The 25,163-nt window shown below is 60.9% G+C and carries 25 protein-coding genes; 15 read left to right on the top strand and 10 right to left on the bottom strand.

What is annotated here, in order from left to right; all coding sequences use genetic code 11:
- Positions 1-102 precede the first annotated feature (102 nt).
- The 3 genes from ACR9ZQ_RS22165 (at position 103) to ACR9ZQ_RS22155 (ending at position 3,306) form a co-directional block, all read left to right on the top strand.
- Positions 103-1,095, top strand: a complete 993-nt coding sequence (locus tag ACR9ZQ_RS22165; protein WP_310378659.1) for an MBL fold metallo-hydrolase — start codon at positions 103-105, stop codon at positions 1,093-1,095.
- 175 nt (positions 1,096-1,270) lie between these two features.
- Positions 1,271-2,755, top strand: a complete 1,485-nt coding sequence (guaB, locus tag ACR9ZQ_RS22160; RefSeq protein WP_310378657.1) for an IMP dehydrogenase — start codon at positions 1,271-1,273, stop codon at positions 2,753-2,755.
- A 2-nt stretch (positions 2,756-2,757) separates the two neighbouring features.
- On the top strand, positions 2,758-3,306 hold the full coding sequence (locus tag ACR9ZQ_RS22155; protein ID WP_310378656.1) for a hypothetical protein: 549 nt from the start codon (positions 2,758-2,760) through the stop codon (positions 3,304-3,306).
- 67 nt (positions 3,307-3,373) lie between these two features.
- Here the strand turns inward: ACR9ZQ_RS22155 and ACR9ZQ_RS22150 are convergent, their stop codons facing one another.
- Positions 3,374-4,291 carry a LysR family transcriptional regulator gene (locus ACR9ZQ_RS22150; RefSeq protein ID WP_310378653.1) on the bottom strand — a complete coding sequence of 306 codons (918 nt, stop codon included), beginning with the start codon at positions 4,289-4,291 and terminating at the stop codon, positions 3,374-3,376.
- A gap of 97 nt (positions 4,292-4,388) precedes the next feature.
- Here ACR9ZQ_RS22150 and ACR9ZQ_RS22145 point away from each other — a divergent pair, with 97 nt between their 5' ends.
- The 4 genes from ACR9ZQ_RS22145 to ACR9ZQ_RS22130 all read left to right on the top strand — a co-directional run bounded on the left by ACR9ZQ_RS22145 (position 4,389) and on the right by ACR9ZQ_RS22130 (position 7,573).
- Positions 4,389-5,162, top strand: coding sequence for an SDR family oxidoreductase (locus tag ACR9ZQ_RS22145; protein WP_310378652.1), 774 nt, complete (start codon positions 4,389-4,391; stop codon positions 5,160-5,162).
- Between the two features lie 100 nt (positions 5,163-5,262).
- Positions 5,263-5,679 carry an MAPEG family protein gene (locus tag ACR9ZQ_RS22140; RefSeq protein WP_310380039.1) on the top strand — a complete coding sequence of 139 codons (417 nt, stop codon included), beginning with the start codon at positions 5,263-5,265 and terminating at the stop codon, positions 5,677-5,679.
- Between the two features lie 116 nt (positions 5,680-5,795).
- Complete coding sequence (locus ACR9ZQ_RS22135) at positions 5,796-6,671, top strand: dienelactone hydrolase family protein (protein WP_310378650.1); 876 nt, start codon at positions 5,796-5,798, stop codon at positions 6,669-6,671.
- A gap of 260 nt (positions 6,672-6,931) precedes the next feature.
- Positions 6,932-7,573, top strand: coding sequence for a TetR/AcrR family transcriptional regulator (locus ACR9ZQ_RS22130; protein ID WP_310378648.1), 642 nt, complete (start codon positions 6,932-6,934; stop codon positions 7,571-7,573).
- Positions 7,574-7,579: 6 nt separating this feature from the next.
- Here ACR9ZQ_RS22130 and ACR9ZQ_RS22125 read toward each other — a convergent pair whose 3' ends face one another.
- Positions 7,580-8,539 carry a LysR substrate-binding domain-containing protein gene (locus tag ACR9ZQ_RS22125; RefSeq protein ID WP_113325684.1) on the bottom strand — a complete coding sequence of 320 codons (960 nt, stop codon included), beginning with the start codon at positions 8,537-8,539 and terminating at the stop codon, positions 7,580-7,582.
- Between the two features lie 206 nt (positions 8,540-8,745).
- Here ACR9ZQ_RS22125 and ACR9ZQ_RS22120 point away from each other — a divergent pair, with 206 nt between their 5' ends.
- Positions 8,746-9,045 (top strand): YjiS-like domain-containing protein, encoded by a 300-nt coding sequence (locus ACR9ZQ_RS22120; protein ID WP_310378644.1) that lies wholly within the window; start codon positions 8,746-8,748, stop codon positions 9,043-9,045.
- A gap of 86 nt (positions 9,046-9,131) precedes the next feature.
- Here the strand turns inward: ACR9ZQ_RS22120 and ACR9ZQ_RS22115 are convergent, their stop codons facing one another.
- The 5 genes from ACR9ZQ_RS22115 to ACR9ZQ_RS22095 all read right to left on the bottom strand — a co-directional run bounded on the left by ACR9ZQ_RS22115 (position 9,132) and on the right by ACR9ZQ_RS22095 (position 14,441).
- Complete coding sequence (locus tag ACR9ZQ_RS22115; RefSeq protein ID WP_310378642.1) at positions 9,132-10,004, bottom strand: DUF937 domain-containing protein; 873 nt, start codon at positions 10,002-10,004, stop codon at positions 9,132-9,134.
- A gap of 95 nt (positions 10,005-10,099) precedes the next feature.
- Positions 10,100-11,473 carry a glutamate--cysteine ligase gene (locus tag ACR9ZQ_RS22110; RefSeq protein WP_310378640.1) on the bottom strand — a complete coding sequence of 458 codons (1,374 nt, stop codon included), beginning with the start codon at positions 11,471-11,473 and terminating at the stop codon, positions 10,100-10,102.
- 144 nt (positions 11,474-11,617) lie between these two features.
- The gene (locus ACR9ZQ_RS22105) at positions 11,618-12,355 is read right to left on the bottom strand and encodes a 16S rRNA (uracil(1498)-N(3))-methyltransferase (protein WP_310378638.1); all 738 of its coding nucleotides are present in this window, start codon (positions 12,353-12,355) and stop codon (positions 11,618-11,620) included.
- Positions 12,356-12,369: 14 nt separating this feature from the next.
- Complete coding sequence (locus ACR9ZQ_RS22100) at positions 12,370-13,866, bottom strand: inorganic phosphate transporter (RefSeq protein WP_113324146.1); 1,497 nt, start codon at positions 13,864-13,866, stop codon at positions 12,370-12,372.
- 62 nt (positions 13,867-13,928) lie between these two features.
- Positions 13,929-14,441, bottom strand: coding sequence for an NUDIX hydrolase (locus ACR9ZQ_RS22095; RefSeq protein ID WP_007819215.1), 513 nt, complete (start codon positions 14,439-14,441; stop codon positions 13,929-13,931).
- Positions 14,442-14,710: 269 nt separating this feature from the next.
- Between ACR9ZQ_RS22095 and ACR9ZQ_RS22090 the strand changes: the two genes are divergently transcribed.
- Positions 14,711-15,589 carry a LysR substrate-binding domain-containing protein gene (locus ACR9ZQ_RS22090; RefSeq protein WP_481428827.1) on the top strand — a complete coding sequence of 293 codons (879 nt, stop codon included), beginning with the start codon at positions 14,711-14,713 and terminating at the stop codon, positions 15,587-15,589.
- A 91-nt stretch (positions 15,590-15,680) separates the two neighbouring features.
- Positions 15,681-16,838, top strand: coding sequence for an adenosylhomocysteinase (locus tag ACR9ZQ_RS22085; protein ID WP_481428826.1), 1,158 nt, complete (start codon positions 15,681-15,683; stop codon positions 16,836-16,838).
- Positions 16,839-16,959: 121 nt separating this feature from the next.
- On the opposite strand, the gene ACR9ZQ_RS22080 is transcribed toward ACR9ZQ_RS22085, so the two are convergent.
- Positions 16,960-17,946, bottom strand: a complete 987-nt coding sequence (locus ACR9ZQ_RS22080) for a zinc-dependent alcohol dehydrogenase family protein (RefSeq protein ID WP_481428825.1) — start codon at positions 17,944-17,946, stop codon at positions 16,960-16,962.
- 104 nt (positions 17,947-18,050) lie between these two features.
- Here ACR9ZQ_RS22080 and ACR9ZQ_RS22075 point away from each other — a divergent pair, with 104 nt between their 5' ends.
- The gene (locus ACR9ZQ_RS22075; RefSeq protein WP_481428824.1) at positions 18,051-18,902 is read left to right on the top strand and encodes a LysR family transcriptional regulator; all 852 of its coding nucleotides are present in this window, start codon (positions 18,051-18,053) and stop codon (positions 18,900-18,902) included.
- 18 nt (positions 18,903-18,920) lie between these two features.
- Here ACR9ZQ_RS22075 and ACR9ZQ_RS22070 read toward each other — a convergent pair whose 3' ends face one another.
- Complete coding sequence (locus ACR9ZQ_RS22070) at positions 18,921-19,817, bottom strand: LysR family transcriptional regulator (protein ID WP_477819199.1); 897 nt, start codon at positions 19,815-19,817, stop codon at positions 18,921-18,923.
- A 136-nt stretch (positions 19,818-19,953) separates the two neighbouring features.
- Here ACR9ZQ_RS22070 and ACR9ZQ_RS22065 point away from each other — a divergent pair, with 136 nt between their 5' ends.
- From ACR9ZQ_RS22065 to ACR9ZQ_RS22050, 4 genes are read left to right on the top strand one after another with little or no spacing between them, the layout of a single operon-like run.
- Positions 19,954-21,393, top strand: a complete 1,440-nt coding sequence (locus tag ACR9ZQ_RS22065; RefSeq protein ID WP_310378625.1) for an FAD-linked oxidase C-terminal domain-containing protein — start codon at positions 19,954-19,956, stop codon at positions 21,391-21,393.
- Positions 21,390-22,595: an FAD-binding protein gene (locus ACR9ZQ_RS22060; RefSeq protein ID WP_310378623.1), complete on the top strand. Its 1,206-nt coding sequence runs from the start codon at positions 21,390-21,392 to the stop codon at positions 22,593-22,595. Before ACR9ZQ_RS22065 ends, ACR9ZQ_RS22060 begins: the two co-directional genes overlap by 4 nt.
- Position 22,596: 1 nt before the next feature.
- A complete protein-coding gene (gene glcF, locus ACR9ZQ_RS22055) occupies positions 22,597-23,907 on the top strand; it encodes a glycolate oxidase subunit GlcF (RefSeq protein WP_310378621.1) in 1,311 nt (436 codons plus the stop codon).
- Positions 23,908-23,958: 51 nt separating this feature from the next.
- Complete coding sequence (locus ACR9ZQ_RS22050) at positions 23,959-24,399, top strand: hypothetical protein (RefSeq protein ID WP_481428823.1); 441 nt, start codon at positions 23,959-23,961, stop codon at positions 24,397-24,399.
- Between the two features lie 78 nt (positions 24,400-24,477).
- On the opposite strand, the gene ACR9ZQ_RS22045 is transcribed toward ACR9ZQ_RS22050, so the two are convergent.
- A complete protein-coding gene (locus tag ACR9ZQ_RS22045) occupies positions 24,478-25,158 on the bottom strand; it encodes an outer membrane protein (protein ID WP_481428822.1) in 681 nt (226 codons plus the stop codon).
- Positions 25,159-25,163 lie beyond the last annotated feature (5 nt).

Genomic DNA, 25,163 nt, shown 5'->3' with positions numbered 1-25,163 from the left:
TTGACATATGCTTACCCGGCCGGGGCCAGAAATCCTGTATCAATCCGGCTGGAATATCGGGGGTCGTGCGGCGACGCACCGCACAGTGTCGAGGATGGATATATGACGATTTTTCATGGAATAAAGCGACGCGCGCTTTTTGCCGCAGGCCTCGGTCTGCTCGCCGCGCCGGTCATCCTGAGAGGAACGGCCTATGCGGCCGCAACTGGAGAAACAGGCAATATGGAAGTTACCCCGCAGCCGCAGATCAATCAGTTCAAGCTCGGCTCCTTCAAGTTCACTGCCGTCCGCGACGGTTTCAACGTGCTCGAAAAGCCCTATGAGACCTTCGGTTCCAACCAGGACCCGCAAACCGTCCAGGCGCTTCTCGCCGCCAATTTCCTGCCGACCGACAAGTTCGCAAACAGCTATGCACCCGCGGTAGTCGATACGGGTTCCGACGTCATCGTCGTCGATACCGGCTTCGGTGCGGCCGGCCGCGAACGCGGCTTGGGCCATTTCACCGCCGGGCTGAAGGCGGCAGGTTATTCACCTGACGACGTCACCGTCGTGGCCCTGACGCACCTGCACGGGGACCATATTGGCGGTCTGATGGAAGGTGGTGCTCCGGCCTTCAAGAATGCCCGCTATGTCATCGGCCAGGCCGAATACGATTTCTGGTCGGATAAGGCGCGGGAAGGCACGCCTGCCGAAGGCGGCCACAAGGCGGTGCTCGCCAATGTCGTGCCGCTCGCCGAAAAGGCGACCTTCGTCAAGGAAGGTGATACGATCGCGCCCGGTCTGACCGCGATGCTCGCAACCGGCCATACGCCCGGCCACATGGTCTTTCATGTCGAATCCGAGGGCAAGCGGCTGGTCATGACGGGTGATACGGCAAACCATTACATCCTGTCGCTGCAGCGTCCGGACTGGGAGGTGCGTTTCGACATGGACAAGGCGCAGGCGGCCGCAACCCGCAAGAAGGTGTTCGACATGATCGCCACCGAGAAGATCGCCTTCCTTGGCTACCACATGCCGTTCCCGTCAGTCGGTTTTGTCGAAAAGCAGGAGACCGGTTACCGCTTCGTGCCGAAGACCTATCAGTTCGACATTTGAACGAGACGCATGGCTGCCATACCAAGCCCGGCCACGTGCCGGGCTTTTTTGCTATTTCCTTCCTGTCATAGACGTGTTACCAGCCCTCGCCAACTTCCATAAACTCATGCACACCGCCGGTGCGGACGATTCGTACCGGGTGGAACGCATTTTTCTTTCTTGAAGGAATTTGGCCATGGCTCGCATCATTGAAACGCCAACCGGACTCGACGCACTCACCTTCGATGACGTGCTGCTGCAACCCGGTCATTCCGAAGTCCTGCCGGGTCAGACGAGTGTCGCAACGCGCCTCGCACCCGACTTCGAGCTGAATATCCCGATCATATCAGCAGCGATGGACACGGTCACCGAAGGCCGTCTGGCGATTGCGATGGCGCAGGCCGGCGGCCTTGGGGTCATTCATAAGAACCTCACTCCCGTTGAGCAGGCCGAGCAGGTTCGTCAGGTCAAGAAGTTCGAAAGCGGCATGGTCGTCAATCCCGTGACCATCGGCCCGGACGCTACGCTCGCCGATGCCCTAGCGCTGATGAAGATGCACGGCATCTCCGGCATCCCGGTTGTCGAGAAATCCGGCCGCCTCGTCGGCATCGTCACCAACCGCGACGTCCGCTTTGCATCCGACCCGACCCAGAAGATCTACGAACTCATGACCCATCAGAATCTGGTGACGGTCAAGGAAAACGTAGATCAGCAGGAGGCCAAGCGCCTGCTGCACTCTCACCGCATCGAGAAGCTGCTGGTCGTCGATGGTGAGGGCCGTTGCGTCGGCCTGATCACCGTCAAGGATATCGAAAAGGCACAACTGAACCCGAACGCCTCCAAGGATGCGCAGGGCCGCCTGCGTGCTGCCGCTGCCGTCGGCGTCGGTGACGATGGTTTCGAGCGTGCCGAACGGCTGATCGATGCCGGCGTCGACCTGCTCGTCGTCGATACGGCCCATGGTCATTCGGCTCGCGTTCTGGAAGCCGTTGCCCGCGTCAAGAAGCTCTCCAACTCCGTTCGCATCATGGCCGGCAATGTCGCGACCTATGACGGCACCAAGGCGCTGATCGATTCCGGCGCTGACGCCGTCAAGGTCGGTATTGGTCCGGGCTCGATCTGCACGACGCGTGTCGTCGCCGGCGTCGGTGTTCCGCAGCTTGCTGCGATCATGTCGGCGGTCGAGGCGGCGAATGCGCAGGGCATTCCGGTCATCGCCGATGGCGGCATCAAGTTCTCGGGCGACGTGGCCAAGGCCATCGCGTCCGGTGCATCCGCCGTCATGATCGGCTCGCTGCTTGCCGGTACCGATGAAAGCCCCGGCGAAGTCTATCTCTACCAGGGCCGCTCCTTCAAAGCCTATCGCGGCATGGGCTCCGTCGGTGCCATGGCGCGTGGTTCGGCAGACCGCTACTTCCAGGCGGAAGTGCGCGACACGCTGAAGCTCGTGCCTGAGGGCATCGAGGGACAGGTGCCATACAAGGGCCCGGTCTCCGGCGTCCTGCATCAGCTCGCGGGCGGCCTCAAGGCTGCCATGGGCTATGTCGGCGGCAAGGACATCAAGGAGTTCCAGGAGCGCGCCACCTTCGTGCGTATCTCCAGCGCCGGCCTGCGCGAAAGTCATCCGCATGATGTGACGATCACCCGCGAAAGCCCGAACTATCCGGGCGTCGGCGTCTGATAATGAAGGCGGGCAGCTCGATTCCGCTCTGGATCATCGCGCTGCTCGCAGCCCTCTGCCTCATCGTCCTCGGCTGGACCACCTTCGGCTACACCGTGCCCTTCCAGCATGAGACGGGGCAGGCGGTGCTCGATACCTATTTTGTAGGCTATGACGAGTCCGCCGTCTTCCATATGCAGACGCTGCTCGATCAGAACGTGACGGCAAGCCGCATTCTCCGAGCCATGTATTTCGGCCCGGAGCTGATCTTTCCGGCTCTGCTGACAGCCCTTCTATTCCTGATTTTCCTGCGGCTCGGCCCGATCGAGACATGGCGCGGCCGGCAAGCGCCCCGCCTGCTCGGCCGGATTACTTATGTCCTGCCCTTCATTTACGGCTTCGCCGATTACGCAGAAAACATCTCAAGCCTTGTTGCCTTCAGCGACAGTGTTGCGGCAGGCTTTGCCGCGCAGATCCTGCCGTGGATGACGAAGCTGAAATTCGCAAGCCTTGCGATCTGCGCCATTCTGATCGCGAGAGGCGCAATTCTCCACCAAACGCGCGAAAACTGAATGCTTGCAGCAGTTCCTTTTGCGCAATTCCGGACGCAAAACCGCTGCACACTTTTGCTGGAATTGCTTATCGCGGCCAGCGCCACACCGGCTGTGAAAGCTTTGACGCGAGGAAATCTCCGAGTGCTTCCACCTTCGCCGGCCGGGCACGCGCTGACGGCGTAACGAAATAAAGGGCGCCCTTTGGCAAGGTCCAGTCCGTCAGGATCGCCTTCAGGCGTCCGTCGCTCAGGTATTCGTAAGCCATGAATTCCGGCAGTTCGACGATGCCGAGACCGCGCAATGCCATCGGGATCAACGCCTCCGAATTGGTTGCCCTCAGCGGTCCGGTCGGCACCACGATCTCCTCTTCCCCCGCCTTGTTGCTGAAGCGCCAGACATCCTGCCGCGGCCGGTAGGCGTAACCGAGGCAATGATGGGCCGCGAGGTCTCGCGGGTGCCGTGGACAGCCGTATCTTTCGAGATAGGAGGGGGCTGCGAGAATGAACGGCGCGACAGGTGTCAGCCTCTTCGCCACGAGGGAGGAATCGGGCAGCACCGCGATACGCAGTGCCGCATCGAAGCCTTCGCCCACGAGATCGACCACGGCATCACTCATATGCATGTCGATGGAGATATCGGGATAGAGTTCGAAGAAGTCAGGCAGGATCGGCGCCAGCCATTGCCGCCCGAAGACCATCGGTACGGCGAGACGGATCAGCCCGCGGGGCTGGCTGGAAAGTTCGCGCGCCGCATTCTCGGCCGCTTCCGCCTCCGCATAGAGGCGTTGGGCGCGGTCGACGAGCCGCAGCCCGAAATCGGTGAGTGCCAGCTGCCGGGAAGTGCGGTTGAAGAGCCGCGCACCGAGCCGGTCCTCCAGCCGGCTGACCGCCCGCGACACCGTCGGTACGGAAACGCCGAGCGTCTTGGCCGCGCGGGCGAAGGAGCGCTCCTCCGCCACTTTGGCGAACATGGCGAGGCCCTCGAAATCCGGAAAACCCATCATTTCATTCCTGCAATGATATCTTTCATTTCTTTCTATTCAGAAACAAAAGGCCCGTCCACATCTTCAGTTCAGTCGAACAGAACAGGAGACGACGACAATGAACCAGACACTGAATGGGACACGGAGACTGAACGGAAAGATCGCGGTCATCACAGGCGCCACGTCGGGCATCGGCCTTGCCACCGCAAAGCGCTTCGCAACGGAAGGCGCACGCCTCTTCATCACCGGCCGCCGCAAGGAGGTTCTTGATGCGGCTGTCGCCGAGATCGGCGGCAATGTCATCGGCATCCAGGCGGACTCGGCAAAGCTTGCCGATCTCGATCGCCTCTATCAGCAGGTGAAGGCAGAGGCCGGTCGCATCGACGTACTCTTCGTCAATGCCGGTGGCGGCTCGTTTGCGCCGCTCGGCGCAATCACCGAAGAACAGTATGACGATACCTTCGGTCGTAATGTGAAGGGCGTGCTGTTTACGGTGCAGAAGGCGCTGCCGCTGCTCGGACACGGTTCCTCTGTCATCCTGACCGGCTCCACGGCGGGGGTATCGGGCACGCCGGCCTTCAGCGTCTATGCCGCCTCCAAGGCAGCGATCCGCAACTTCTCCCGTAACTGGATCCTCGACCTGAAGGACCGCGGCATCCGCATCAACACGCTGAGCCCTGGTCCGACCGAAACGACAGGTCTCGTTGAACTTGCGGGCCAGGACAAGGCACAGCAGCAGGGCCTGCTGGACTATATGGCATCACAGGTTCCGATGGGTCGCGTCGGCCGCCCCGAAGAAATCGCCGCTGCGGCGCTCTTCCTCGCGTCAGAGGATTCGAGCTTCATCACCGGTGCCGAAATCTTCGTCGATGGCGGTATCGCTCAAGTCTGACCCTGAAGACGGCCCGCTCCACGGCGGGCCGTCATGGCTCTGGTATCTGTCCGGTCTTTCCGCTACTGCTCCCGCCGTCGCCGAAGTAAGAGGAATGATGATGACCGGCTTTGAGATGTTCTGGCCTCTGCTTGCCCACGTCCTGTTGGTCTACATCCTTTACGGAGTGCTTGGTCTGCGCCGTGGCAAGGCGGTTCGTGAGGGGCGGATGAAGAAATCCGGCTATCGCGAGAACCGTGACGAACCGCCCGAATGCCTTTTCGTCAAGAACAACCTCGCCAACCAGTTCGAGCTGCCGGTGCTCTTCTATGCCTGCAGCATTCTTCTTTATATCACCGAGGCGGATAATCTGGTGGCCGTCGTGCTTGCCTGGCTTTTCGTCGCCCTGCGGTATGTCCATGCCTATGTGCATATCACCAGCAACGATCTGCGCTATCGCAGCCCGCTTTTTGCCGCCGGTTTTGTCGTGCTGGGGGCCATGTGGGCCTGGCTTGCCGGCTGGATGCTGTTCTCCTGATCCGGGCGATTTCCTCCAGATAAGCCGGTAACACAGTTTTGTTCCTGCGTTACCGGCTGCTGACCTAAGTTCCCCCTTGCCGATTGGGCATGGGGTGGGAACTGAGGAGGACTGTTATGGAAAAGCCCGTCATTACGCAGGCAATGATCAATGCCTATGATGAATATACGCACCTGACGCTGGATCGCCGCAGCTTCATGGACAAGCTCACGAAGCTTGCCGGCACGGCAACCGCTGCCGCGGCAATCGCGCCGCTCTTGGCCGCCAACAAGGCAGCCGCCGAGGTCGTCGCTGAAAACGACGATCGCCTGACCGCTAAGGATATTACCTATCCCGGCAGCGGCGGCGACATGAAGGGTTATCTGGTGCAGCCGAAGAATGCGTCCGGCAAACTCGGCGCCGTCATCGTCATCCATGAGAACCGCGGCCTCAATCCGCATATCCGCGATGTCGCCCGCCGCATGGCGCTCGAAGGCTTCGTGGCGCTCGCGCCGGATTTCCTTTCGCCGCAGGGTGGCACACCTGAAAACGAGGATCAGGCGCGCGATATGTTCAGCAAGCTCGATGCGGCCACAACCGTCGCGAACGGCGAGGCGACCGTCGTCTACCTCTCCAAGCTCGAGGCTGCGAACGGCAATGTCGGCGCGATCGGCTTTTGCTGGGGCGGCGGCGCGGTCAACAACCTCGCGGTCAAGTCACCCGAGCTAAAGGCAGGCGTGGCCTATTACGGTGCACAGCCGCCGGCCTCTGACGTTCCCAACATCAAGGCGGCGCTGCTGCTCCACTATGCCGGCCTCGACGATCGCATCAATGCCGGCATCGACTCTTACAAGAAGGCGCTCGAGGAGAATGGTAAAAAATTTGAGATCTACGTCTATGAGGGGGTCAACCACGCCTTCAACAACGACACATCCGCTGCCCGCTATGACAAGGCGGCAGCCGATCTCGCCTGGGGCCGCACGGTCGAGTTTCTGAAGCAGAACCTCGCCTGACCCGGGCCTGGATAGTGCGCCGCAAGGCGAAAAAGGCAGGGTGACAAGTGCTCAGCCTGCCTTGCTGAATGAAGTGTTAAGAGTGTCTTTTACACAGGCCAAAACGGGGCGTAACGCCCCTTTGCCCCTGCGCTCTTGCCATTGCCTAAAATCCGACCATTTCCCTTTACGACGGATGAATACCTGCATGTCATATCCGCCCGACGCGCCGGTATGAGACATCATTTCCGCCGCTCAATAACGAGACAGATGGGAACCACATGGGCGCGGACATTTCGGATCGTATTGCTCTTCGCAGGAAGCCGAAACAGGAGCGAAGCATCCAGCGGCTGGATCTCATCCTCAACGCGGCAGCCACCATCATCGCCGAAAAGGGCGTCAGCGCCATGCGGATGACCGAACTTGCCGTCGCCGCAAAAGTTCCGATCGGTTCGGTCTATCAGTATTTCCCGGAAAAGGCGGCGATCGTCAAAGCGCTGTTCGACCGCCATGCGCAGGCGATCCAGCAGAAGACGGCGGAGATGTTCGCGGATGTTCGATCCCTCGATGAAGCGCTCGACCTGATCTCGGCGATGATCGACTGGTATTATGCCGAATACCGCAACGATGCCGCCTATCTCGGCGTCTGGATGGGCACGGAGACAGATCAGGATCTCCTGCGCCTGAACATCGAGCATAGCGGCCAGGTCGCCGAGATCTTCCAGGAGGCCGTGCGCCGTCTGGCGCCGGAATTCTGCGATGAGCAGATGAAAGCGCGCACTTACCTTTTCAGCCACCTGATCGGCGCGGCGATCCGCCTTGCGGTCTTGAGCGAGGATGGCTTTGGCGAGCGCATTCTCGATGAGTGGAAGCGCGTGGTCCGCGCTTCCCTATTTGCTCCGACCTCCGCTTCGGCAGCTTGAGACGACCTACCAGCTCGGCATCATGCTCGCCGCCGCCTTGAGCCGCGGATAGTGACGGGCGTAGCCTGTCTTCCCATCCTGCTCCAGCCCATCTTCGATGACGGTCGGCGTGATATTGTCGAGGCAGGCGGTGATATGTGCCGTAATCGCGTTCATCAGCGACAATGAAACGCCGGGCCGCTTCATGATGCCGATCTGCACTGGCGGCAGCGCCGGGAAGCCGTCTGCCTGGCTCAAGACCTTCATGCCTGTCCGAAGTGCTGATTCCGGCATGACCGAGACCGCCATGCCGGCGAGCACCGCGGAGGCGACCACGGTGCAGGACCAGCTGGTGAACAGAACCTGATATTCGCGCCCGACGGCATCGAGCGCCGAGCAGGCGAGCTGGCGCCACTGGCAGTCGCGCCGGCCGACGGCAAGCGGCACCGGCGCATCGTCGCGGATCGGATGGTTGGCCGAGCTCACCCAGCAGAGCGGCTCTGTCCGCACCACATCCGAAATGCGCTCGCGCGGATTGTGGGTCACAAGTGCGATATCGAGCTCGCCCTTGTGCATGCGTTCGGCAAGGTCGACCGAAGGTTCGCAGACGATATAGAGCTCGACATTCGGATGTGTCTTGGCAAAGCGGCCGATGATCTCGGGCATATAGCGATCGGCATAATCATCGGGCGTGCCGATGCGCAACGTGCCTTCCAGCCTGTTGTCGTCGAAGGCGGCGATCGCCTCATTGTTCAGGCGGATGATGCGGCGCGCGTAATTGAGCAGCTTTTCGCCTTCGACCGTCAGCCGGTTGCCGCGGCCGTCCTTGATGAAGAGCTGCTTGCCGATGCGTTCTTCCAGGCGCCGCATCTGCATGGAGACGGCGGACTGTGTCTTGTAGACCTTGTCGGCCGCCTTGGTGAAGCTGCCGGAGTCCACGATTGCGATGAAAGTCTGCAATTGGTCGATATCAAGCGGCGCCGACATGATCTTGTCCATCCATAAAGATCTCTGATGTTAATCATTAGAAACATTCGTTGGACTGATCAATAGGTCTTTGGCATCTTCGGGATGCAAATCAAGCAAAGTGAAGGACAGACACCCTGCCTGTCCAGCCTGTGACCAGCTGACCCTTCCTGCACGACCTCGCAGGCGGGGCGGGCTGTTCTGCGCCCCGAAGAAAGGAGAGTTCGATGCGCACTCATGAACAGACACTAGAACTCGACTGCGGCAAGCTCGCCCCGACGTTCATGCAGCGTCTTATGGCTGGCCTTGCGCCGCTGGCAACCGCCCTTCGCATTGTGCGCAATCGCTCGCAGGTGAATGGGCTGCACGATCTCGATGATTATCAACTGCAGGATATCGGCCTGACGCGGGCCGATGTGACCTCTGCATTTCTCGCTTCGACCTTCTTTGAAGATCCGTCGGAGCATCTGACGCAGGCGGCCAAGCGCCGCTGGCGTATTGCGGTCATGCGCCCCTACAGGGACTGAACGCACGCGTTTCCCCGCAGGGTGATAGCCAATAGCCCTGCTGCTTAACCCGGTGATCGGCTTTCCCAAGCCATCTCCGGGTTTTTTTATTTCTTGGCGGCGGGAGCGGGATCTTCGGGGGAGGGCGCGGATTTGGGCCGATAGGCCTCGAAGATGGCTTCAAGGTTCTTCTGATAGCTTTTCTGCACTTCGAGACCGCTGTCGAACATGGCGTTCAGCATCTCAGTATAGCTGTCGCCGGCTTTCGGTTCTTCCTTCGGCGGCTCCGGAGCCTTCGCTGTCGGTTGCTGGAAACCGGCCATCATTTCCTGGAATGCCTTGGCAAAGGGGTTGTCGAGGAAAGGATTGGCAGGCTGCGGCGCCGCTTCCGGTTTCGGCACGCTGAACATCAGCTGCATGGCCTGTGTGAACGGATTATCGAAAATGCTGGGCTCGGGTGCTGCCTTCGGCTTCGGCGCAAAACCGGTGCTCTCAAGCCATTGCTGGATCGTCTCGCCCATGGCGGTATTGACGAAGGGATTGACCGGTGTCGCCATCTGCCCCATCGATTGCTTAAACAACCCGCCCATCAGCGTGCCCGCCATGACCGGCAGCATCTGCTTGTAGATTTCCTGGCCGATGCCGGTCATCTGCGCCGCCTGCGCGGCAATGGCGCGCGAGACCTCTTTGGAGCCGAAAAGCTGGGCGAGGATATTGTTGCCGTCGGAAATGCCTTCAGGGGTAAAGGCCCTGTTCATGTCCTCGAAATATTTGGCATAATTGCCCGACGCCACGGCCTGCATAAGGCCGACGAAATCATAGGGGTTGCTGGTGCTGCGCTTGAGGCCGGCGGAAAAGGCCGGCGTCAGTGCGGCCATCGCCTTTGTTGCCTGTTCCTGCGCGAGGTTGAACTGCTTGGCAACGGCGTCCATCGCCGCCCCGTTCTGCGCCTGCATCATCATGTCGAAGAGTGGCAGCATGAAAGTCCCTTTCCCGGAATAGCGGCGCATATTCGCGCCACTATAGCTCGAAATGGGATTGTGCAAACGGCTTTTTGGAAGGGGCGGCTTGCCTCTTAGTATTGATATTCCTGGAAGACCGGCTCGACCGAGTCGTTCCAGCGGCCGTGATAGAGCGCCAGCAGATCCTCTGCGAGCGTCGCCTTCTTGGCCAGAACCTCGTCGAGTGGTGCCAGGAAGATGCTCTCGTCGACGCCGTCGCCATTCAGCCTGTTGCGTGCTTTCAGGCCGGCGCGGGAAATATTGACGACCTCGCGCGCCGTGTCGATCAGCGCATGTCCGCGGAACTCGGCCTTGAGACCTTCTTCCGGCACCGCGTTGCGCAGCGTATTCACTTCTGCAAAACCCCAGTCCTTGGTCAGTTCGTCGGCGGCCTGGAGAGCGGCGTCATCATAGAGCAGGCCGACCCAGAAGGCCGGTAGGGCACAGATGCGCCGCCACGGCCCGCCATCCGCGCCGCGCATTTCCAGGAAGCGCTTCAGGCGCACATCCGGGAAGAGCGTCGAAAGATGATTCGTCCAGTCGCCCATCGTCGGCTCATAGGCGGCGATCTCGCCTTTCAGCGCGCCGTTCATGAACTGGCGGAATGTGACGTGGGTCGCCCTGTGATAGTGCCCGTCGCGCATGACGAAATACATGGGTACGTCGAGCGCCCATTCGGCATAATCCTTGAAGCCGAAATCGTCGCGGAAGGTGAAGTCCAGGAGGCCGCTGCGCCTGTTGTCCACGTCGCGCCAGACATCGCCGCGCCAGGAGAGCATGCCGTTCGGCTTGCCTTCGGTGAAGGGAGAGGAAGCGAAGAGCGCGGTCGCCAGCGATTGCAGCTTCATCGAGACGCGCATCTTGCGGCGCATATCGTCTTCCGAGGAGAAATCGAGGTTCACCTGGATCGTACAGGTGCGATACATCATGTCGAGACCACGGGTGCCCACGTCGGGCATGTAGCTGGTCATGATTTCGTAGCGCGACTTCGGCATATGCGGGGTTTCCGCATAGGTCCATTTCGGGCTGCCGCCGATGCCGAGGAAACCGATGCCCATGGGCTCTGCGATCTCGCGCACCTGCGCCAGATGCTGGTTGGATTCCTTGCAGGTCTGGTGAATGTTTTCAAGCGGTGCGCCCGAGAGCTCGAACTGGCCGCCGGGCTCGATCGAGATGGCGCCCATGCCGCTCTGCTCGCCAAGACCGATGATATTGTCGCCGTCCGTGATCGGCTCCCAGCCGCTCTTGGCCTGCAGGCCCTTCAGCAGCGCCGAAATGCTGGCTTCGCCGAAATAGGGAACCGGGCTGTTGTCTTTGCGGAAGAAGACGAACTTCTCATGTTCCGTGCCGATGCGGAACCGGTCCTTCGGCTTATTGCCGGCGGCAAGATAGTCGGTCAGCTCCTGAACCGAAGAGATCGGCGTCTGGTCGGTGGTGTCGCGAGCCATGAAAGTACCTGTATTCGGGAAGGCGCCGGGGCCGGGGCAATTGGAAGGGTGATTAGTGCCCAAGCCAGCTAAGTTGCAAGTGAAATTGTTTCAACAGGTCATCAAAAAAATAGCAGCACTTTCCTTTCAATCGGCCTCCGGCGGTTAATTCCAGTCGCCGATGGCAGCCTGTATCACTGCCATAGCCGCGACCGCTGCCGTGTCGGCGCGCAGGATGCGCGGCCCGAGGGGGATAGCGGTCACGAAATCGAGGCTGTGCAGGCGCGTTCGTTCCTCCTCCGAAAAGCCGCCTTCAGGGCCGACCAGCAGCGCAATCTTCCGTTCAGTCACTTTAGAAAGCAGCGGCAGCGGGTTCTGCCCTGCGTCGCCCTCATCGCAATAGATGATGCGCCGGTCCGCAGGCCAGCGGTCGAGCAGATCGGCAAGCCGCACGGGCTCGGCCACATCGGGAATGCCCAGGATGCCGCACTGTTCCGCCGCTTCGATGACATTGGCGCGGATCTTGTCGAGATTGGTGATCTTGCCTTGCACATGCTGGGTCATGACCGGCTGCAAAAAACCGGCGCCCATTTCCACCGCCTTCTGCACCAGATAATCCATGCGACCGACCTTCAGCGGCGCAAAGAGATAGTGCAGGTCGGATGGGGCAGGCTGCAGCCTGGTCTCTTCCGTCGCCGTGAGCAGGATGCGCTTGCGGGTGGGGAAGGTGAGGCTCGCCTTCCATTCGCCGTCGCGGCCGTTGAAGAGCAGAATTTCCGCACCCTCTTCCATGCGCAGGACATTGGCGAGATAGTTGAACTGCTCCGAATTGGCCTCGACGGCGGCACCTGTTGACAAGGGAGCATTGATGAAAAGCCGCTGCATGCGGAAATTGGCGCGCATCTTAAGACCCTGACTCACATGAAGAGCGCGAACATAGCCCAATAAATCACCGCCGCAAGCGCGGCCGAGACCGGCACTGTAATGACCCACGCCCCGACGATCGTCATGAAATGCGACCGGCGAACCAGATAACGCCGTCGGGCTTCATGAACGTTCGGCTCCGGTTCGTCGATCTCGAAGCTTTCAGTCTTGCGGCGTATGAATTCGATACGGCGCTTCGAATTGCGCGTGTACCACTCGCGGAAAAAGCCGACGCCGAACACCGAGCCGACGGCGATATGGGTGGTGCTCACCGGCAGGCCGAGCCAGGAGGCGACGATGACCGTGAAGGCGGTCGAGAGCGCTACACAATAGGCGCGCGTCGGATTGAGCTTGGTGATCTCCTCACCGACGAGCCGGATAAGGCGCGGCCCGAAAAGCAAAAGGCCGACCGAGATTCCAAAGGCGCCGATCAGCATCACCCAGAGCGGCGGGTGGCCGATCATGCTGTTGTCGGCAATACCGGCAGAGTGAACGATCGCCGAAAGCGGACCGACCGCATTGGAGACATCGTTTGCGCCATGCGCGAAAGAGAGCAGGGCGGCCGAACCGATCAGCGGAAAGTGGAACAGTGTGCGAAGCGAGCTGTTGCGGTTTTCGAGATTCTCTGCCTGCCGCAAGACGACCGGCCGCACCACGAGCCAGCTGACGAGACCGATCCCGATGCCGATCAGGAGGATCGTCAGCGACGAGTATCGGCCCCGCGGCGCGAGCTGCAGCACCATATAGGCCATGAAACCGCCGGCCATCACGGCGATCATGATGGGAACCCATTGCCTGGCGGCGGCGATCTTGTCCTCGCGATAGAGGATGAGGGTCTTGACCAGATAGAGGAGCCCCGCGGCGACCAGCCCGCCGATCAACGGCGAGGTTATCCAGCTCGCGGTGATTTCCAGCATGACCCGCCAATTGACCGGCTCGAATCCGACCGCTCCCACGCCGGCACCGATCACAGCACCGACGATCGCATGCGTCGTCGAAACCGGCGCATTCATCCAGGTGGCGAGGTTGATCCAGAGTGCGGCAGCCGTGAGCGCCGCCATCATGATCCAGCCGAGTGTTGCCGGCGGGACCTGAACCGTATCGACTATACTGGACGAAATTGTCTTGACGACCTCGCCGCCGGCAATCGTCGCGCCCAGCACCTCGAAGATCGCGGCGATGATGAGCGCCTGTTTCATGGTGATGGCGCGTGCACCAACCGCTGCGCCGACATTGTTGGTCACGTCATTGGCGCCGATATTCATCGCCATGTAGGCGGCAAGTGCTGCAGCCGCAATCACCAGCACCGCGCCGGGCCTGTCAAACACATAGACACCGGCAAAAAGCATCGCCAGGCCGAGAAAGATCAAGCCAAGCCCGGGCGCCACCAGCCGTCGCGAGACATATTTGGCCGCATCCTCGACATGGGTGACCTTGTCGAGATCCTTATCAAGCGTGCGTTTCGTAAGGACGGCGTTGCGTTGCGGCATTCTGTTTCCTGGCTAAGTCCTGCTTTTGCGCCGCCTTTTCTAGCGGCACAAGATGGCAAGACTTATTCCGCCGGAATTTGTTTCGGAATGCCGCCAGAAAGTTTTTCAGCCATGCGCCGTTTAAAGGCGAGGAACAGGTTACGCAGTTCGGGTTCCTGGACGCGCTTGACCGCTTCGTCGCAGGAAACCCACTCGACGGTCCGCTCGCCCTTTTCTTTGAAATTCTTCGCCACACCAGTCACTTCGAGGGCATAGACCTGGACCTTGCAGGTCACCTTCATGCCGTCGCGCAAAACTTTGGGGTAGGTATAGTCGCCGAGCGTTTCGGTCTCCACCGTGCCGCGTACGCCAGCCTCTTCCAGGGCTTCCTGTGCCGCAACTTCATAGGCACATTTGCGGTTCATCGGCCAGCCCTTGGGGATCACCCAGCGCCCGGTATCGCGGCTGGTCATCAGCAGAACTTCGAGCTCACCCGTCTTCTTTTTGACCCGGTAACAGAGCGCAGCATATTGCTGTCGCGGCGGACGCCGAAACATGAGTTGCACATCAGAAGCCAGGCGGGCAAGAAGGGTCAATTGTCGGGTCACCTTTACGTTCGTTAGGCTGAGTCGTTATTATATTAGTATGATATGAAAAGCTTGCGCGATCCATACGTGCAAAACGAACCGAAAAACTATTTTATCCACTGTACATAGGAAAAATCGAGACCAGGCAGGTTCGGAAATCTCGCCATTTCCTGTCCCGAATGCGTCGTTTTGCACAGCTGTACAATATGGCCCGACCTTGCTTTTCATTCAATGGCGAGATCTTCTGATCCATCGTGATTTTCTACAATGTGGTAACCATGCGACTCCCACCCCTCAACGCGATCCGCGCCTTTGAAGCTGTCTGTCGTCACTGTAGCATTTTGAAGGCGGCCGAAGAGCTGGGCGTGGTGCGCGGCGCCGTGCGCCAGCAGATATCGACGCTCGAAGATCACCTCGCCAGCAAGCTCTTCGTGCGTGACGGCCGCAGGCTGGTTCCGACCGAGAAGGCAAGCGCCTTTGCCGAGGCTGCCGGTGCTGCCCTGACCATATTGAAACGCGCCGCCGATGAATTCGAAGAGGCGGGCAGGCAGCGCATCCGCCTTGGCGTGCCGTCGGCTTTCGCCATCTGGTGGCTGATGCCGCGAGCGGCCGACATGCAGGCAAGCCTTGGCAATATCGAGATCGATATCGTGCCGATGACGGTAGTCGAACCCTTGTCGCAACATCCGGATTTCGACGCCGTGATCATGGGCGGCGAGATCAGATCTTCTGCCGGTATCACCGAAACACGCTTCATGGAGGATGAATTCGGCCCGGTTGCAACGCCCGCAATGGCCGGCAGACTTGCAGGCGACGCCGCGGCCTTGGCGGAAGCAAACATCCTTGTCAGCCGCAGCGCGCCGAAACTCTGGACAGAATGGTTTGCAGAAAGCGGTACGCCCCCTGTTGCCTTTTCCCGTCTTCGAGAATTTGAGGATCTTCTTCTGGCAGTGGGCGCTGCCCGTGCGGGCCTCGGCGTTGCGCTGGCGCCGAAAGCTTCGATCGAGGACGATCTCGCCCGCGGCATTCTGGCCGCCCCTTACGGCTTCATCCGCCGGCCGGCTGGTTACAGCCTCTGCTGCCGGACATCGGATGCGAAACGGCCGGCCTTCGCAGCGCTCCGCAACTGGCTGCGGCGCTCGGGCGGCGCGTCCTGAAAGGGCAGTTTTTCTGCCCTTTCATCAGAAATATCTCCATGCCCGCCCTATCTTTGCCTCGCTAGAACAGACAGGAACGAAAGGGCATGAGATGGAAAAACCTGCGACACGCATAGACTGGATCGGGAATAGCTGCCGCCTGCTGAAGGCAACGGCTACGGAATTCGAAAAGACGCGCCCCTTTGCCGGCCTTTCGATCGGCACCGGCATCCATCTGGAACCGAAGACGGTCGCTCTGCTGATGACCCTGCGGGCCGGTGGGGCGCGCCTGATCTGCACCGGCAACCTGAACAGTACACAGCCGGCAACCGTGGAATTCCTGCGCGCGCAGGGCATCACTGTCTTCGCAACCCAGACGACCGATCCCGTCGCCCATCACCGGAGCCTTGAAGCCGTCGTTGCCGAAAAGCCCGATCTCTTGCTGGACAATGGTGGTGATCTCTTCGCGATCGCAGCCGAGAGGCCCTACGCCAATCTGCTCGGCGGCACGGAAGAAACGACCTCCGGCCGAACCCGCCTGCTGCCGATGCGCGACCGGCTCGCCATGCCGATCCTCGTCATCAACGACAGCCCGATCAAGCAATTCGCCGAAAACAGGCATGCCGTCGGCCAGAGCCTGTTCGAAAGCTACATGCGCTTCACCAACCGCTCCACCAATGGCAAGCGTGTGACCGTCTTCGGTTACGGCGCCTGCGGCAAGGGCACGGCGGCCGCCTTCCGCAACGCCTTCTCGACGGTAAGCGTCGTCGATATCGATCCTGTTACCAGCCTGGAGGCGCATCTGGACGGCTTCATCACGCCGCTCCGCGAACAGGCGATCCGCTCGGCGGACGTGATCGCCACCGTCACGGGTTTTCCCGGCATCGTCACTGTCACCGATCTGCCGCTGATCAAGGACGGTGCGATCCTCATGAACGGGGGGCATTTCCCGCATGAGATCGATGTCGCAGCCTTCCGCAGCCATCCCGATGTCGTTGATATCGATCGGTACGAGGCCGATTTTATCGAGACCTTCCACCTGAAGGACGGTCGGTCCTTCCACGTGCTCGGCGGCGGTCATATGGCCAATCTCGCCGGCCCACGCCCGCTCGGCAACTCTGTCGAATCCATGGACCTCGGCTTCACCCTGCAGGCCCGCTGCCTGGAGCGGGTCGCAAAGCGCAGTGTCGGCGCCGAATCCTGCATCGTGCCGGTGCCCGCGGATATCGACGCAATGGTCGCGAGCGCCTATCTCGATCTGGCGCGCTAAAGCAATTCAGCAAAAGTGTATAGCGGTTTTGCGTGTGGAATTGCGTAAGCAAGAAAGCAATTCCAGTAAAAGTGCGTAGCGATTTTGCGTCCGCAATTGCGGGAAACGAACGGACAGAGCGTCAGATTTCCACGACGACCTTGCCTTCGGCCTGACGGCTTTCGAGCAGCCGATAGGCTTCTCCCACGTCTGCGAGCGAAAACTGCCGCGGATCGAGATTTGGCATCATCATTCCGGCTTCGACACGCTGTGCGACCTGCTTGAGGACTTCGCCATGGTGGGCGCGGTCTTCGCCGGTCAGCAGCGGTGCCAGCGTGAAGACGCCGGAATAGCTGGCGCCCTTGAAGGAAAGCGGCGCCAGCGAATGCGTGCCCCAGCCGAGGTTGCTGACAACATGGCCGAACTTGGCGACGGCCTGGAAGGCAGCATCGAGGCCCCTTCCGCCGATCGTATCGTAGACGATGTCGAATCCTTTCCCGTCGGTATATCGGGCGACAAAATCTTCAGTCGTCTCCTTCGTATAGTCGATCGGCGTTGCACCAATACTGAGGATGTATGCGGCCTTCGAACTGCTATCGACGGCATAGACCTCGGCACCGGCAGCGACTGCCATCTGCACAGCGATATGGCCGACGCCGCCACCACCACCGATGACCAGCACCTTCTGCCCGGCCTTCACCTGAGTGCGTTCTTCCAGACCTTCCCAGGCGGTGATGGCGATCAACGGCAGGGCGGCCGCCTGGCGCAGGGTGAGATTGCGCGGCTTCAAGGCAACGAGATCGGCATCGACGGCGGCAAATTCCGCCAGCGATCCCTGCAACCCGCCGACACCACCCGTCATGCCATAGATTTCGTCACCGACGCGAAAACTGGTCACGCCAGGGCCGACCGCCTCGACGATCCCTGCCATGTCGATGCCGAGAATGGCAGGCAGGGGATGGCGTGCATGGGCGGCCTCGCCGGCCCGGATCTTCGTATCCAGCGGATTGAGCGCAGTGGCCTTGATGCGTACGAGAATCTGACCGGCTTCCGCGACGGGCTTTGCAATGTCGGCAATGGTGAATTCGGCATTCTGCGCTTCGACAAGCGCTGCTTTCATGCTGCTCATGGAACTTCTCCTTGATCTGTTGGACGCAGAATGCCGCATTGAATTCTGAATGAAAATCAAAGATAACGCATGTAGATCATGCATTTTTGTTTGAGGCTAAACCCTTGGAATGGAGCGATCTCAAACTCTTTCTCGCCATCGCGCGGCTCGGAACGCTGGGTGCTGCCGCCCGCAGCCTCGGCTTGACGCAGCCGACCATGGGCCGGCGGCTGCGTGCACTCGAAGTCTCGCTCGGCCAGACGCTCTTTCAGCGTACCGCCGATGGTTTCATCCTGACGGATGAGGGTACGACCGTCTTTGCCCATGCAGAACGTATGGAAGAGGAAGCGCTCGGCCTGGAGCGCGAGCTTGCCGGCCAGAACAAGCAGCTCGACGGCCTGCTGCGCCTGTCCTCGTCCGACTGGTTCGGCGCGCATGTGCTTTCACCGGTCTTGGCGGAGTTCTCGGCCGCCTATCCGAAAGTCGTCATCGAACTCCTGACCGACAGCCGCCTCATGAGCCTCGCGCGCCGCGAGGCCGATATCGTCTTCCGCATCGCCCCATTCACCGAGACGGAGGTCATATCCCGCAAGCTGCTGCATATCGATTACCGCCTCTATATCCGCCGCGGCCTGCCACATCCCGAGGCCGGTGATGGGGCCGGCGCCCGGCTCGTCACCATGGATGAGGCCTTCGGCGGCATGCCCGATGTCGGCTGGCTGAAGCGTCTGCTGCCGAGGGCTGATATCGCCATGCGCAGCAATAACAGAGATGTGCAGGCGACCCTCTGCGCCAACGGCGCCGGCCTTGCCGTCCTGCCGTGCCCGCTCGGCGATGCCATCCCAGCCATCGAGCCCGTCGATCTCGGCGAAGCGCCGCCCGGCCGCGATACCTGGGTCGGCTATCATCGCGATATGAGACGGCTGGCGCGGCTTCGGGCGCTGCTCGATCTCGTCATCGAGCAGCTGGCGGATTAGTCGCCTGCTCGCCCGGCCTCAGCGCTCCCAATAGGGAACCGGGCCGTAGAGCTCGGCCAGAAAATCGATGAACAACCGAACCTTGGCCGGCAGAAACTGCCGGCTTGGGTAGACCGCCGAGAGCGTAACGTTGTGCGAACCCTCGTAGGCCGGCAGCACCTGCACGAGCTTGCCGTTCTTCAGCTCTTCGCCGATGTCCCAGGTGGAACGCAGCGCAATGCCGAGGCCGGCAATGACTGTTTCGCGGATCACCTCACTGGAATTGGTGATCAGCATGCCTTCGGGCCGCAGGCTGAAGGCCCCATCCGGCCCGTCCAGCCGCCAGACATCATTGTTATGGGCCGGCAGACAGCGGTGCTGCTTCAATTCTTCGATATGTTTGGGCATGCCATGGGCAGCGACATAATCGGGCGAGGCGCAGAGCACTCGGCGCACAGGCGCCAGCCGACGGGCGACAAGGCTGGAATCGGTCAGCTCCGCGATCCGGATGGCGAGATCGAAGCCGCCGCCGACGATATCGCTGAACTCGTCGGTCAGCACCAGATTGATCGCCAGCTCCGGATGGGCTTCCATGAAAGCCTTGAGATGCGGGGCGATATGCATGCGGCCGAAGGAGGTGGGCGCCGAGATCTTAAGCGTGCCGTGCATCTGCGCCGAACGCCCGGAAATATAGAATTCCGCCTCCTCGAGCCCTGCCAGGATGCCGAGAACGCGATCGTAAAAACCCTGGCCGGATTCGGTGAGCGAAATCTGCCGTGTCGTGCGCTGCAGGAGCCGTGTGCCGAGCCGGTCCTCCAGCCGCTTGATGCGCTTGGAGACGACGGCAGGGGAAAAGCCGAGCGCGCGGCCGGCGAGCGACATGCTGCCGGTTGAAACGACCTTGGCAAAGATTTCGAGATCACCCAGATTGGTCATAAGCTTTTATAACTTTTTCCCTTTTGGCATAAGTGCTTAACATTTGCGCCGGTTTCGGGAAAGTGCTAAGCCGAAAGAACCGGTTACAAGGAGGATTTGTCACTGGTTTCCGTCATGTTGGCCGAGGGAGAACGCCATGTCCGACGCCATTTCGTTCCTCGCTCCGCGCCCCGACGTTCTTGCGCGCCGCAAGGAAATTGTTGCCGATCTCGTCGATCTCCTGCCGCCGGAATGCCTGATCCACGAAGCGCGCGAACTCGTGCCCTTCGAGACCGATGCATTCGTATCCTACCGCCGCCTGCCGCTCGCCGTTGCCTTGCCGCGCTCGACCGCGGAGGTGGCAGCCATCATGAAATACTGTCATCGCTACGGCATTCCGGTCGTCCCTCGTGGAGCCGGCACCTCGCTTTCGGGCGGCGCCATCCCGCAGGAAGATGCCGTCGTGCTCGGCCTGTCGAAGATGAACCGCATCCTGGAGATCGACTTCGCCAATCGCTGCGCCGTGGTTCAGGCCGGGGTCACCAATCTCAACATTTCCGAAGCCGTCTCGGCGGACGGTTTCTTCTATGCGCCCGACCCGAGCTCGCAGCTGGCCTGCACGATCGGCGGCAATATCGGCATGAATTCCGGTGGTGCGCATTGTCTGAAATATGGTGTCACGACCAACAACCTGCTCGGCGTCAAGATGGTGCTGACCGACGGCACGGTGATCGAGCTCGGCGGCAAGGCTCTGGACGCGGCGGGCTACGATCTGCTCGGCCTCGTCTGCGGTCATGAGGGCCAGCTCGGTATCGTCACCGAAGCGACGGTACGCCTGATCGCCAAGCCGGAAGGCGCCCGGCCGGTGCTTTTCGGTTTCGAAAGCTCCGAGGAGGCAGGCCGCTGTGTCGCCGACGTCATCGCCGCCGGCATCATTCCCGTCGCCATCGAATTCATGGACAAGCCGGCGATCGAGATTTGCGAAGCCTTCGCCCATGCCGGCTACCCGCTTGATGTCGGCGCGCTCCTGATCGTCGAGGTCGAGGGATCGGAAGCGGAAATGGACGATATGCTGAAAAGCATCGTCGACATCGCCCGCAAACACTGCGTCAAGACGGTGCGCGAATGCCAGTCGGCAACCGAGGCGGCGCTGATCTGGAAAGGGCGCAAGTCCGCCTTCGGCGCCACCGGCCGCATTGCCGATTACATCTGCATGGATGGTACCGTGCCGCTGAGCCAGCTTTCGCATGTGCTGCAGCGGACGTCCGAGATCGTCGCCGGTTACGGCCTGCGCGTTGCCAATGTCTTCCATGCCGGCGACGGCAACATGCACCCACTGATCCTCTTCAATGCCAATGACCCCGAGGATGCCGCCAAGGCCGAAGCGGCCGGCGACGATATCCTGAAGCTCTGCGTCGACGCCGGCGGCTGCCTGACCGGCGAGCATGGCGTCGGCATCGAGAAACGCGATCTGATGCGTCATCAATATTCCGAGGCCGATCTTGCCCAGCAGATGGCGGCGCGCGCCGCCTTCGATCCGCAATGGCTGCTGAACCCTTCCAAGGTCTTCCCGCTCGAGGGGCGTCCTACCGCATGATCGATCTGGTGCCTGCAAGCGAAGAAGAAGCCGCAGCAATCATCCGCGCGCATGCGCAAGAGAGTCGTGCGCTCGCCATCAGCGGCGGCGATACGCGTTCTGGTTTCGGTAATGCGGTCGACGCGGAGGATCGCCTGCGCTCGACTGGCCTGTCCGGCATCGTCTCCTACAATCCCGGTGAGATGGTGATGACAGCAAAGGCGGGTACACCAATCGCCGAAGTCGAGGCGGCCCTTGCCGAAAACAACCAGATGCTGGCTTTCGAACCCATGGATCATCGCGCCGTGATGGGCACCTCGGGCGAACCGACGATCGGCGGCGTCTTTGCCGCCAATGTCTCCGGCCCGCGCCGCTTCGTGGCGGGGGCTGCTCGTGACAGCCTGCTCGGCATCCGCTTCGTCAACGGTAAAGGCGAGATCATCAAGGCAGGTGGCCGCGTGATGAAAAATGTCACGGGCCTCGATCTGGTCAAGCTGCTCGCCGGCTCGCACGGAACGCTCGGCTTCCTGACCGAGGTGACTTTCCGTGTGCCGCCGCGTGCGAAGACGGAGGAGACTGTCGTCATCTCCGGTCTCAACGATGCCGAGGCCGCAAATGCTATGGCAGCGGCCATGGCTTTGCCGGTGGAGGCCTCGGGTGCTGCTCACCTGCCTTTGACGGTGACCTGGAAATTTATCGGCGGCAACCTGCCCGAGGGCGAGGCGACGGTGCTGCGCATCGAAGGCCTACCCGGCTCGGTGGAATCGCGCGTGGCAAAGCTTCTGTCGGCGATGGCGCCCTTCGGGCAGGTCGCGAGCCTGGATCGGGCCGCCAGCCGCCAGCTCTGGCAGGAAGTCCGCGATGTGGCGCCCTATGCCGATGGCACCGCCCGACCTGTTTGGCGTGCTTCGGTCGCACCGGGCATTGGCCATCAGCTTGTTGCGGCCCTGCGGCTGGAAGCCGGTGTCGATGCTTTCTACGATTGGCAGGGTGGTCTAGTCTGGACGCGCATGGAAGCCGATCCGGAAGCTGATCTGGTCCGCCGCTTCATCAAGGCGCTCGGTGGCGGCCATGCGACGCTCATCCGCGCCTCGGCTCAGGCAAGAGCGGCGACGTCAGCCTTCCATCCCGAGGAAGACGCAGTGGCACTGCTTTCGCGCCGCGTGAAAGAAAAGTTCGATCCGTCGGGGATCTTCAACCCGGGGAAGATGGCGGGACACTGAAATGCAGACCAACTTCACCCTTGCCCAGCTTGCCGATCCGCATGTGGCCGAATCCGAGCAGATCCTGCGCAAATGCGTCCACTGCGGCTTTTGCACCGCCACCTGTCCAACCTATGTTACGCTCGGCAACGAACTCGACAGCCCGCGCGGTCGCATCTATCTCATCAAGGACATGCTGGAAAACGGTCGCGCGGCGGATACGCAGGTCGTCACCCATATCGACCGCTGTCTCTCCTGCCTTGCCTGCACCACGACCTGTCCTTCCGGCGTCGACTATATGCATCTCGTCGACCATGCCCGGGTTCACATCGAAAAGACCTATAAGCGGCCGTTCATGAACCGGCTGACGCGCGCCATTCTGGCGGCGGTGCTGCCCTATCCCGGCCGTTTTCGTGCAGCACTTGCGCTTGCGCGCATCGGTCGTCCCTTTGCCGGCTTGATGCGCGGGGCAGCACTGAAGCCGTTTGCAGCCATGCTGGCGCTTGCGCCATCAAGCATTCCGGCGCCGTCGCCTTTTGCCCGGCCTGGCCGGCATGAGCCGCAGGCCGAACGCCGCGGCCGCGTCGCGATCCTCACCGGCTGCGCCCAGCCCGTTCTCGATCCCGCCATCAACGAGGCGACCATCCGGCTGCTGACACGATTGGGCGTGGAGGTGGTTGTCCCCGAGGGCGAGGCCTGCTGCGGCGCTCTCGTCCATCATATGGGGCGCGAAGAGCAGGCTCTCGCCTCGGCCCGTGTCAATGTCGATGTCTGGACCCGCGAGATCGAGGCTGGCGGCCTCGACGCGATCATCATCACCGCCTCCGGCTGCGGCACGACCATCAAGGACTATGGCCACATGCTGCGCCTTGACCCGGCCTATGCCGGCAAGGCGGCGCAGGTTTCTGCCCTTGCCAAGGACGTCACAGAATATCTGGCCGGCCTCGATCTGCCCGCCCACATGCCGAAAGGCATCACCGTTGCCTATCACTCAGCCTGTTCCATGCAGCATGGGCAGAAGATCACCATGGCGCCAAAGCATCTGCTCAAGGCGGCAGGTTTTACCGTTCGCGATCCGGCCGAGGGCCATCTCTGCTGCGGCTCGGCCGGCACCTACAACATCCTGCAGCCGGATATTTCCGCTACCCTCAAGGCCCGCAAGGTCAAGAATATCGAGGCGACCAAGGCCACTATCATCGCCACCGGCAATATCGGCTGTATCACCCAGATCGGTTCAGGCATGGCCACGCCGATCCTGCACACCGTCGAGCTTCTGGACTGGGCTTATGGCGGTGCTGTGCCTGAAAAATTAAGGGATTTGCCGCTAGCCTGAGAGCATCGATTCATTGGCCGATCTCAAGGGCCGATCTCAGGAGTTCTGGCTATGTGGCGTGGATTGACGGTGCTTGCCGTATTGCTCGGCGCGGCTGGTGCGGCGCGCGCCGACAGTCGCTATTTCTGTTCTGCAGACGACAAGGATGTGCGCTTCACGCTCGAAAGCGCTTTTGAAGATGGAGGCGGTCACAAGCTGATCCATTTCCGTGGCGCGCTGATGCTCAAGGACGCCAATAAATCCAAAAACTTCGGCAAGCGGATCCTCGAATCGAAGGATTTGACAAACCGCTGGTCGCGCGATGGCGATCTGCGCCTGGAAGTTTTCACGACGGACGGTACTGACGCTGAAAGCGAGTCTCTAGATCTCGCGGTTCTCGCCGGCGAGCACGGCAAGGCTTCGCCGAATTTCAGCGGCACTTATGCTTTGCGCATCGAAGGCAGCACAAGCTTCTTCGTCGTCGAAGGCAAGGTGAGCTGCGGCACCAAATAGTCCCGCAGCTCTATCTCTTTGTTTTTACATAATTCCGGACGCAAGACCGCTGTACGCTTTTGCTGGAATTGCTCCAGATTACCAGTGGTAGGAAATACCGACATTGACGGCGTTGGTGACGATGTTCGTCTTCAGGCGGTCGCCGCTGTCGATCGGAACGTCGACGCGCGAATAGGTGCCCTTGTATTCCACGAAGGTCGACCAGTTGTCGGTGACGCGGAAGTCGACGCCAGCCTGCGCCTGGAAAGTCACGCCGCCGAATTCATAGTCGAAGGTCGTGCCCTGCGGACGGGTGACTTCGACATGCGGAATGTTTACCCCGACACCGGCGCCGAGATAGGGGGTCCAGCGGCGGGCCGGGTCCTTGAAGCGATAGAGGCCGTTGACCGTCAGGAGGTTCAGGCCGTCGGTGAATTCGAAATGCGTCCAGCCCGGCGAACGTGCCATGGTCTCGTCATCGGCATAGACCTTGTCATGGGTATAGTCGAGCGACACGCCCCAGTTCGGCAGGTTGAAGTCGCCCAGCCACCAGGTGACGCGGCCGCCGTAATAGGGCGGGCTGCCGAACGACTTGCCCTCCCAGCCGGCGCTGAAGGAGGTGCCGTCGGAAACATCGACGTGGCTGTGCGGTGCCGTCTGGTAGCCGCCATAGATAGAAAATTCCAGATCTTCGGCCGAAGCCGTGCCAGCCACCGACGCAAGTACGGAAAACGTAATGCCTGCCAGAAGCATGGTGGAAAGACGCAATGCATATGCCATTGAAT

The organism is Rhizobium sp. KNZ14-9A (assembly GCF_056755015.1).
Note: the sequence above shows the minus strand (reverse complement) of the source record. Positions and strands in the feature narration are given on the sequence as shown.

Coding starts and splice junctions, on each gene's coding strand:
- ACR9ZQ_RS22125 (WP_113325684.1), bottom strand. CDS start 8,539: ATGTCGGCGCCGCTTGATATCGACCAATTGCAGACTTTCATCGCAATC.
- ACR9ZQ_RS22155 (WP_310378656.1), top strand. CDS start 2,758: ATGAAGGCGGGCAGCTCGATTCCGCTCTGGATCATCGCGCTGCTCGCA.
- ACR9ZQ_RS22140 (WP_310380039.1), top strand. CDS start 5,263: ATGACCGGCTTTGAGATGTTCTGGCCTCTGCTTGCCCACGTCCTGTTG.
- ACR9ZQ_RS22070 (WP_477819199.1), bottom strand. CDS start 19,817: ATGACCAATCTGGGTGATCTCGAAATCTTTGCCAAGGTCGTTTCAACC.
- ACR9ZQ_RS22060 (WP_310378623.1), top strand. CDS start 21,390: ATGATCGATCTGGTGCCTGCAAGCGAAGAAGAAGCCGCAGCAATCATC.
- ACR9ZQ_RS22120 (WP_310378644.1), top strand. CDS start 8,746: ATGCGCACTCATGAACAGACACTAGAACTCGACTGCGGCAAGCTCGCC.
- ACR9ZQ_RS22105 (WP_310378638.1), bottom strand. CDS start 12,355: ATGCGCGCCAATTTCCGCATGCAGCGGCTTTTCATCAATGCTCCCTTG.
- ACR9ZQ_RS22085 (WP_481428826.1), top strand. CDS start 15,681: ATGGAAAAACCTGCGACACGCATAGACTGGATCGGGAATAGCTGCCGC.
- ACR9ZQ_RS22065 (WP_310378625.1), top strand. CDS start 19,954: ATGTCCGACGCCATTTCGTTCCTCGCTCCGCGCCCCGACGTTCTTGCG.
- ACR9ZQ_RS22135 (WP_310378650.1), top strand. CDS start 5,796: ATGGAAAAGCCCGTCATTACGCAGGCAATGATCAATGCCTATGATGAA.
- ACR9ZQ_RS22115 (WP_310378642.1), bottom strand. CDS start 10,004: ATGCTGCCACTCTTCGACATGATGATGCAGGCGCAGAACGGGGCGGCG.
- ACR9ZQ_RS22130 (WP_310378648.1), top strand. CDS start 6,932: ATGGGCGCGGACATTTCGGATCGTATTGCTCTTCGCAGGAAGCCGAAA.
- ACR9ZQ_RS22050 (WP_481428823.1), top strand. CDS start 23,959: ATGTGGCGTGGATTGACGGTGCTTGCCGTATTGCTCGGCGCGGCTGGT.
- ACR9ZQ_RS22145 (WP_310378652.1), top strand. CDS start 4,389: ATGAACCAGACACTGAATGGGACACGGAGACTGAACGGAAAGATCGCG.
- ACR9ZQ_RS22165 (WP_310378659.1), top strand. CDS start 103: ATGACGATTTTTCATGGAATAAAGCGACGCGCGCTTTTTGCCGCAGGC.
- ACR9ZQ_RS22150 (WP_310378653.1), bottom strand. CDS start 4,291: ATGATGGGTTTTCCGGATTTCGAGGGCCTCGCCATGTTCGCCAAAGTG.
- glcF (WP_310378621.1), top strand. CDS start 22,597: ATGCAGACCAACTTCACCCTTGCCCAGCTTGCCGATCCGCATGTGGCC.
- guaB (WP_310378657.1), top strand. CDS start 1,271: ATGGCTCGCATCATTGAAACGCCAACCGGACTCGACGCACTCACCTTC.
- ACR9ZQ_RS22100 (WP_113324146.1), bottom strand. CDS start 13,866: ATGCCGCAACGCAACGCCGTCCTTACGAAACGCACGCTTGATAAGGAT.
- ACR9ZQ_RS22090 (WP_481428827.1), top strand. CDS start 14,711: ATGCGACTCCCACCCCTCAACGCGATCCGCGCCTTTGAAGCTGTCTGT.
- ACR9ZQ_RS22080 (WP_481428825.1), bottom strand. CDS start 17,946: ATGAGCAGCATGAAAGCAGCGCTTGTCGAAGCGCAGAATGCCGAATTC.
- ACR9ZQ_RS22045 (WP_481428822.1), bottom strand. CDS start 25,158: ATGGCATATGCATTGCGTCTTTCCACCATGCTTCTGGCAGGCATTACG.
- ACR9ZQ_RS22110 (WP_310378640.1), bottom strand. CDS start 11,473: ATGGCTCGCGACACCACCGACCAGACGCCGATCTCTTCGGTTCAGGAG.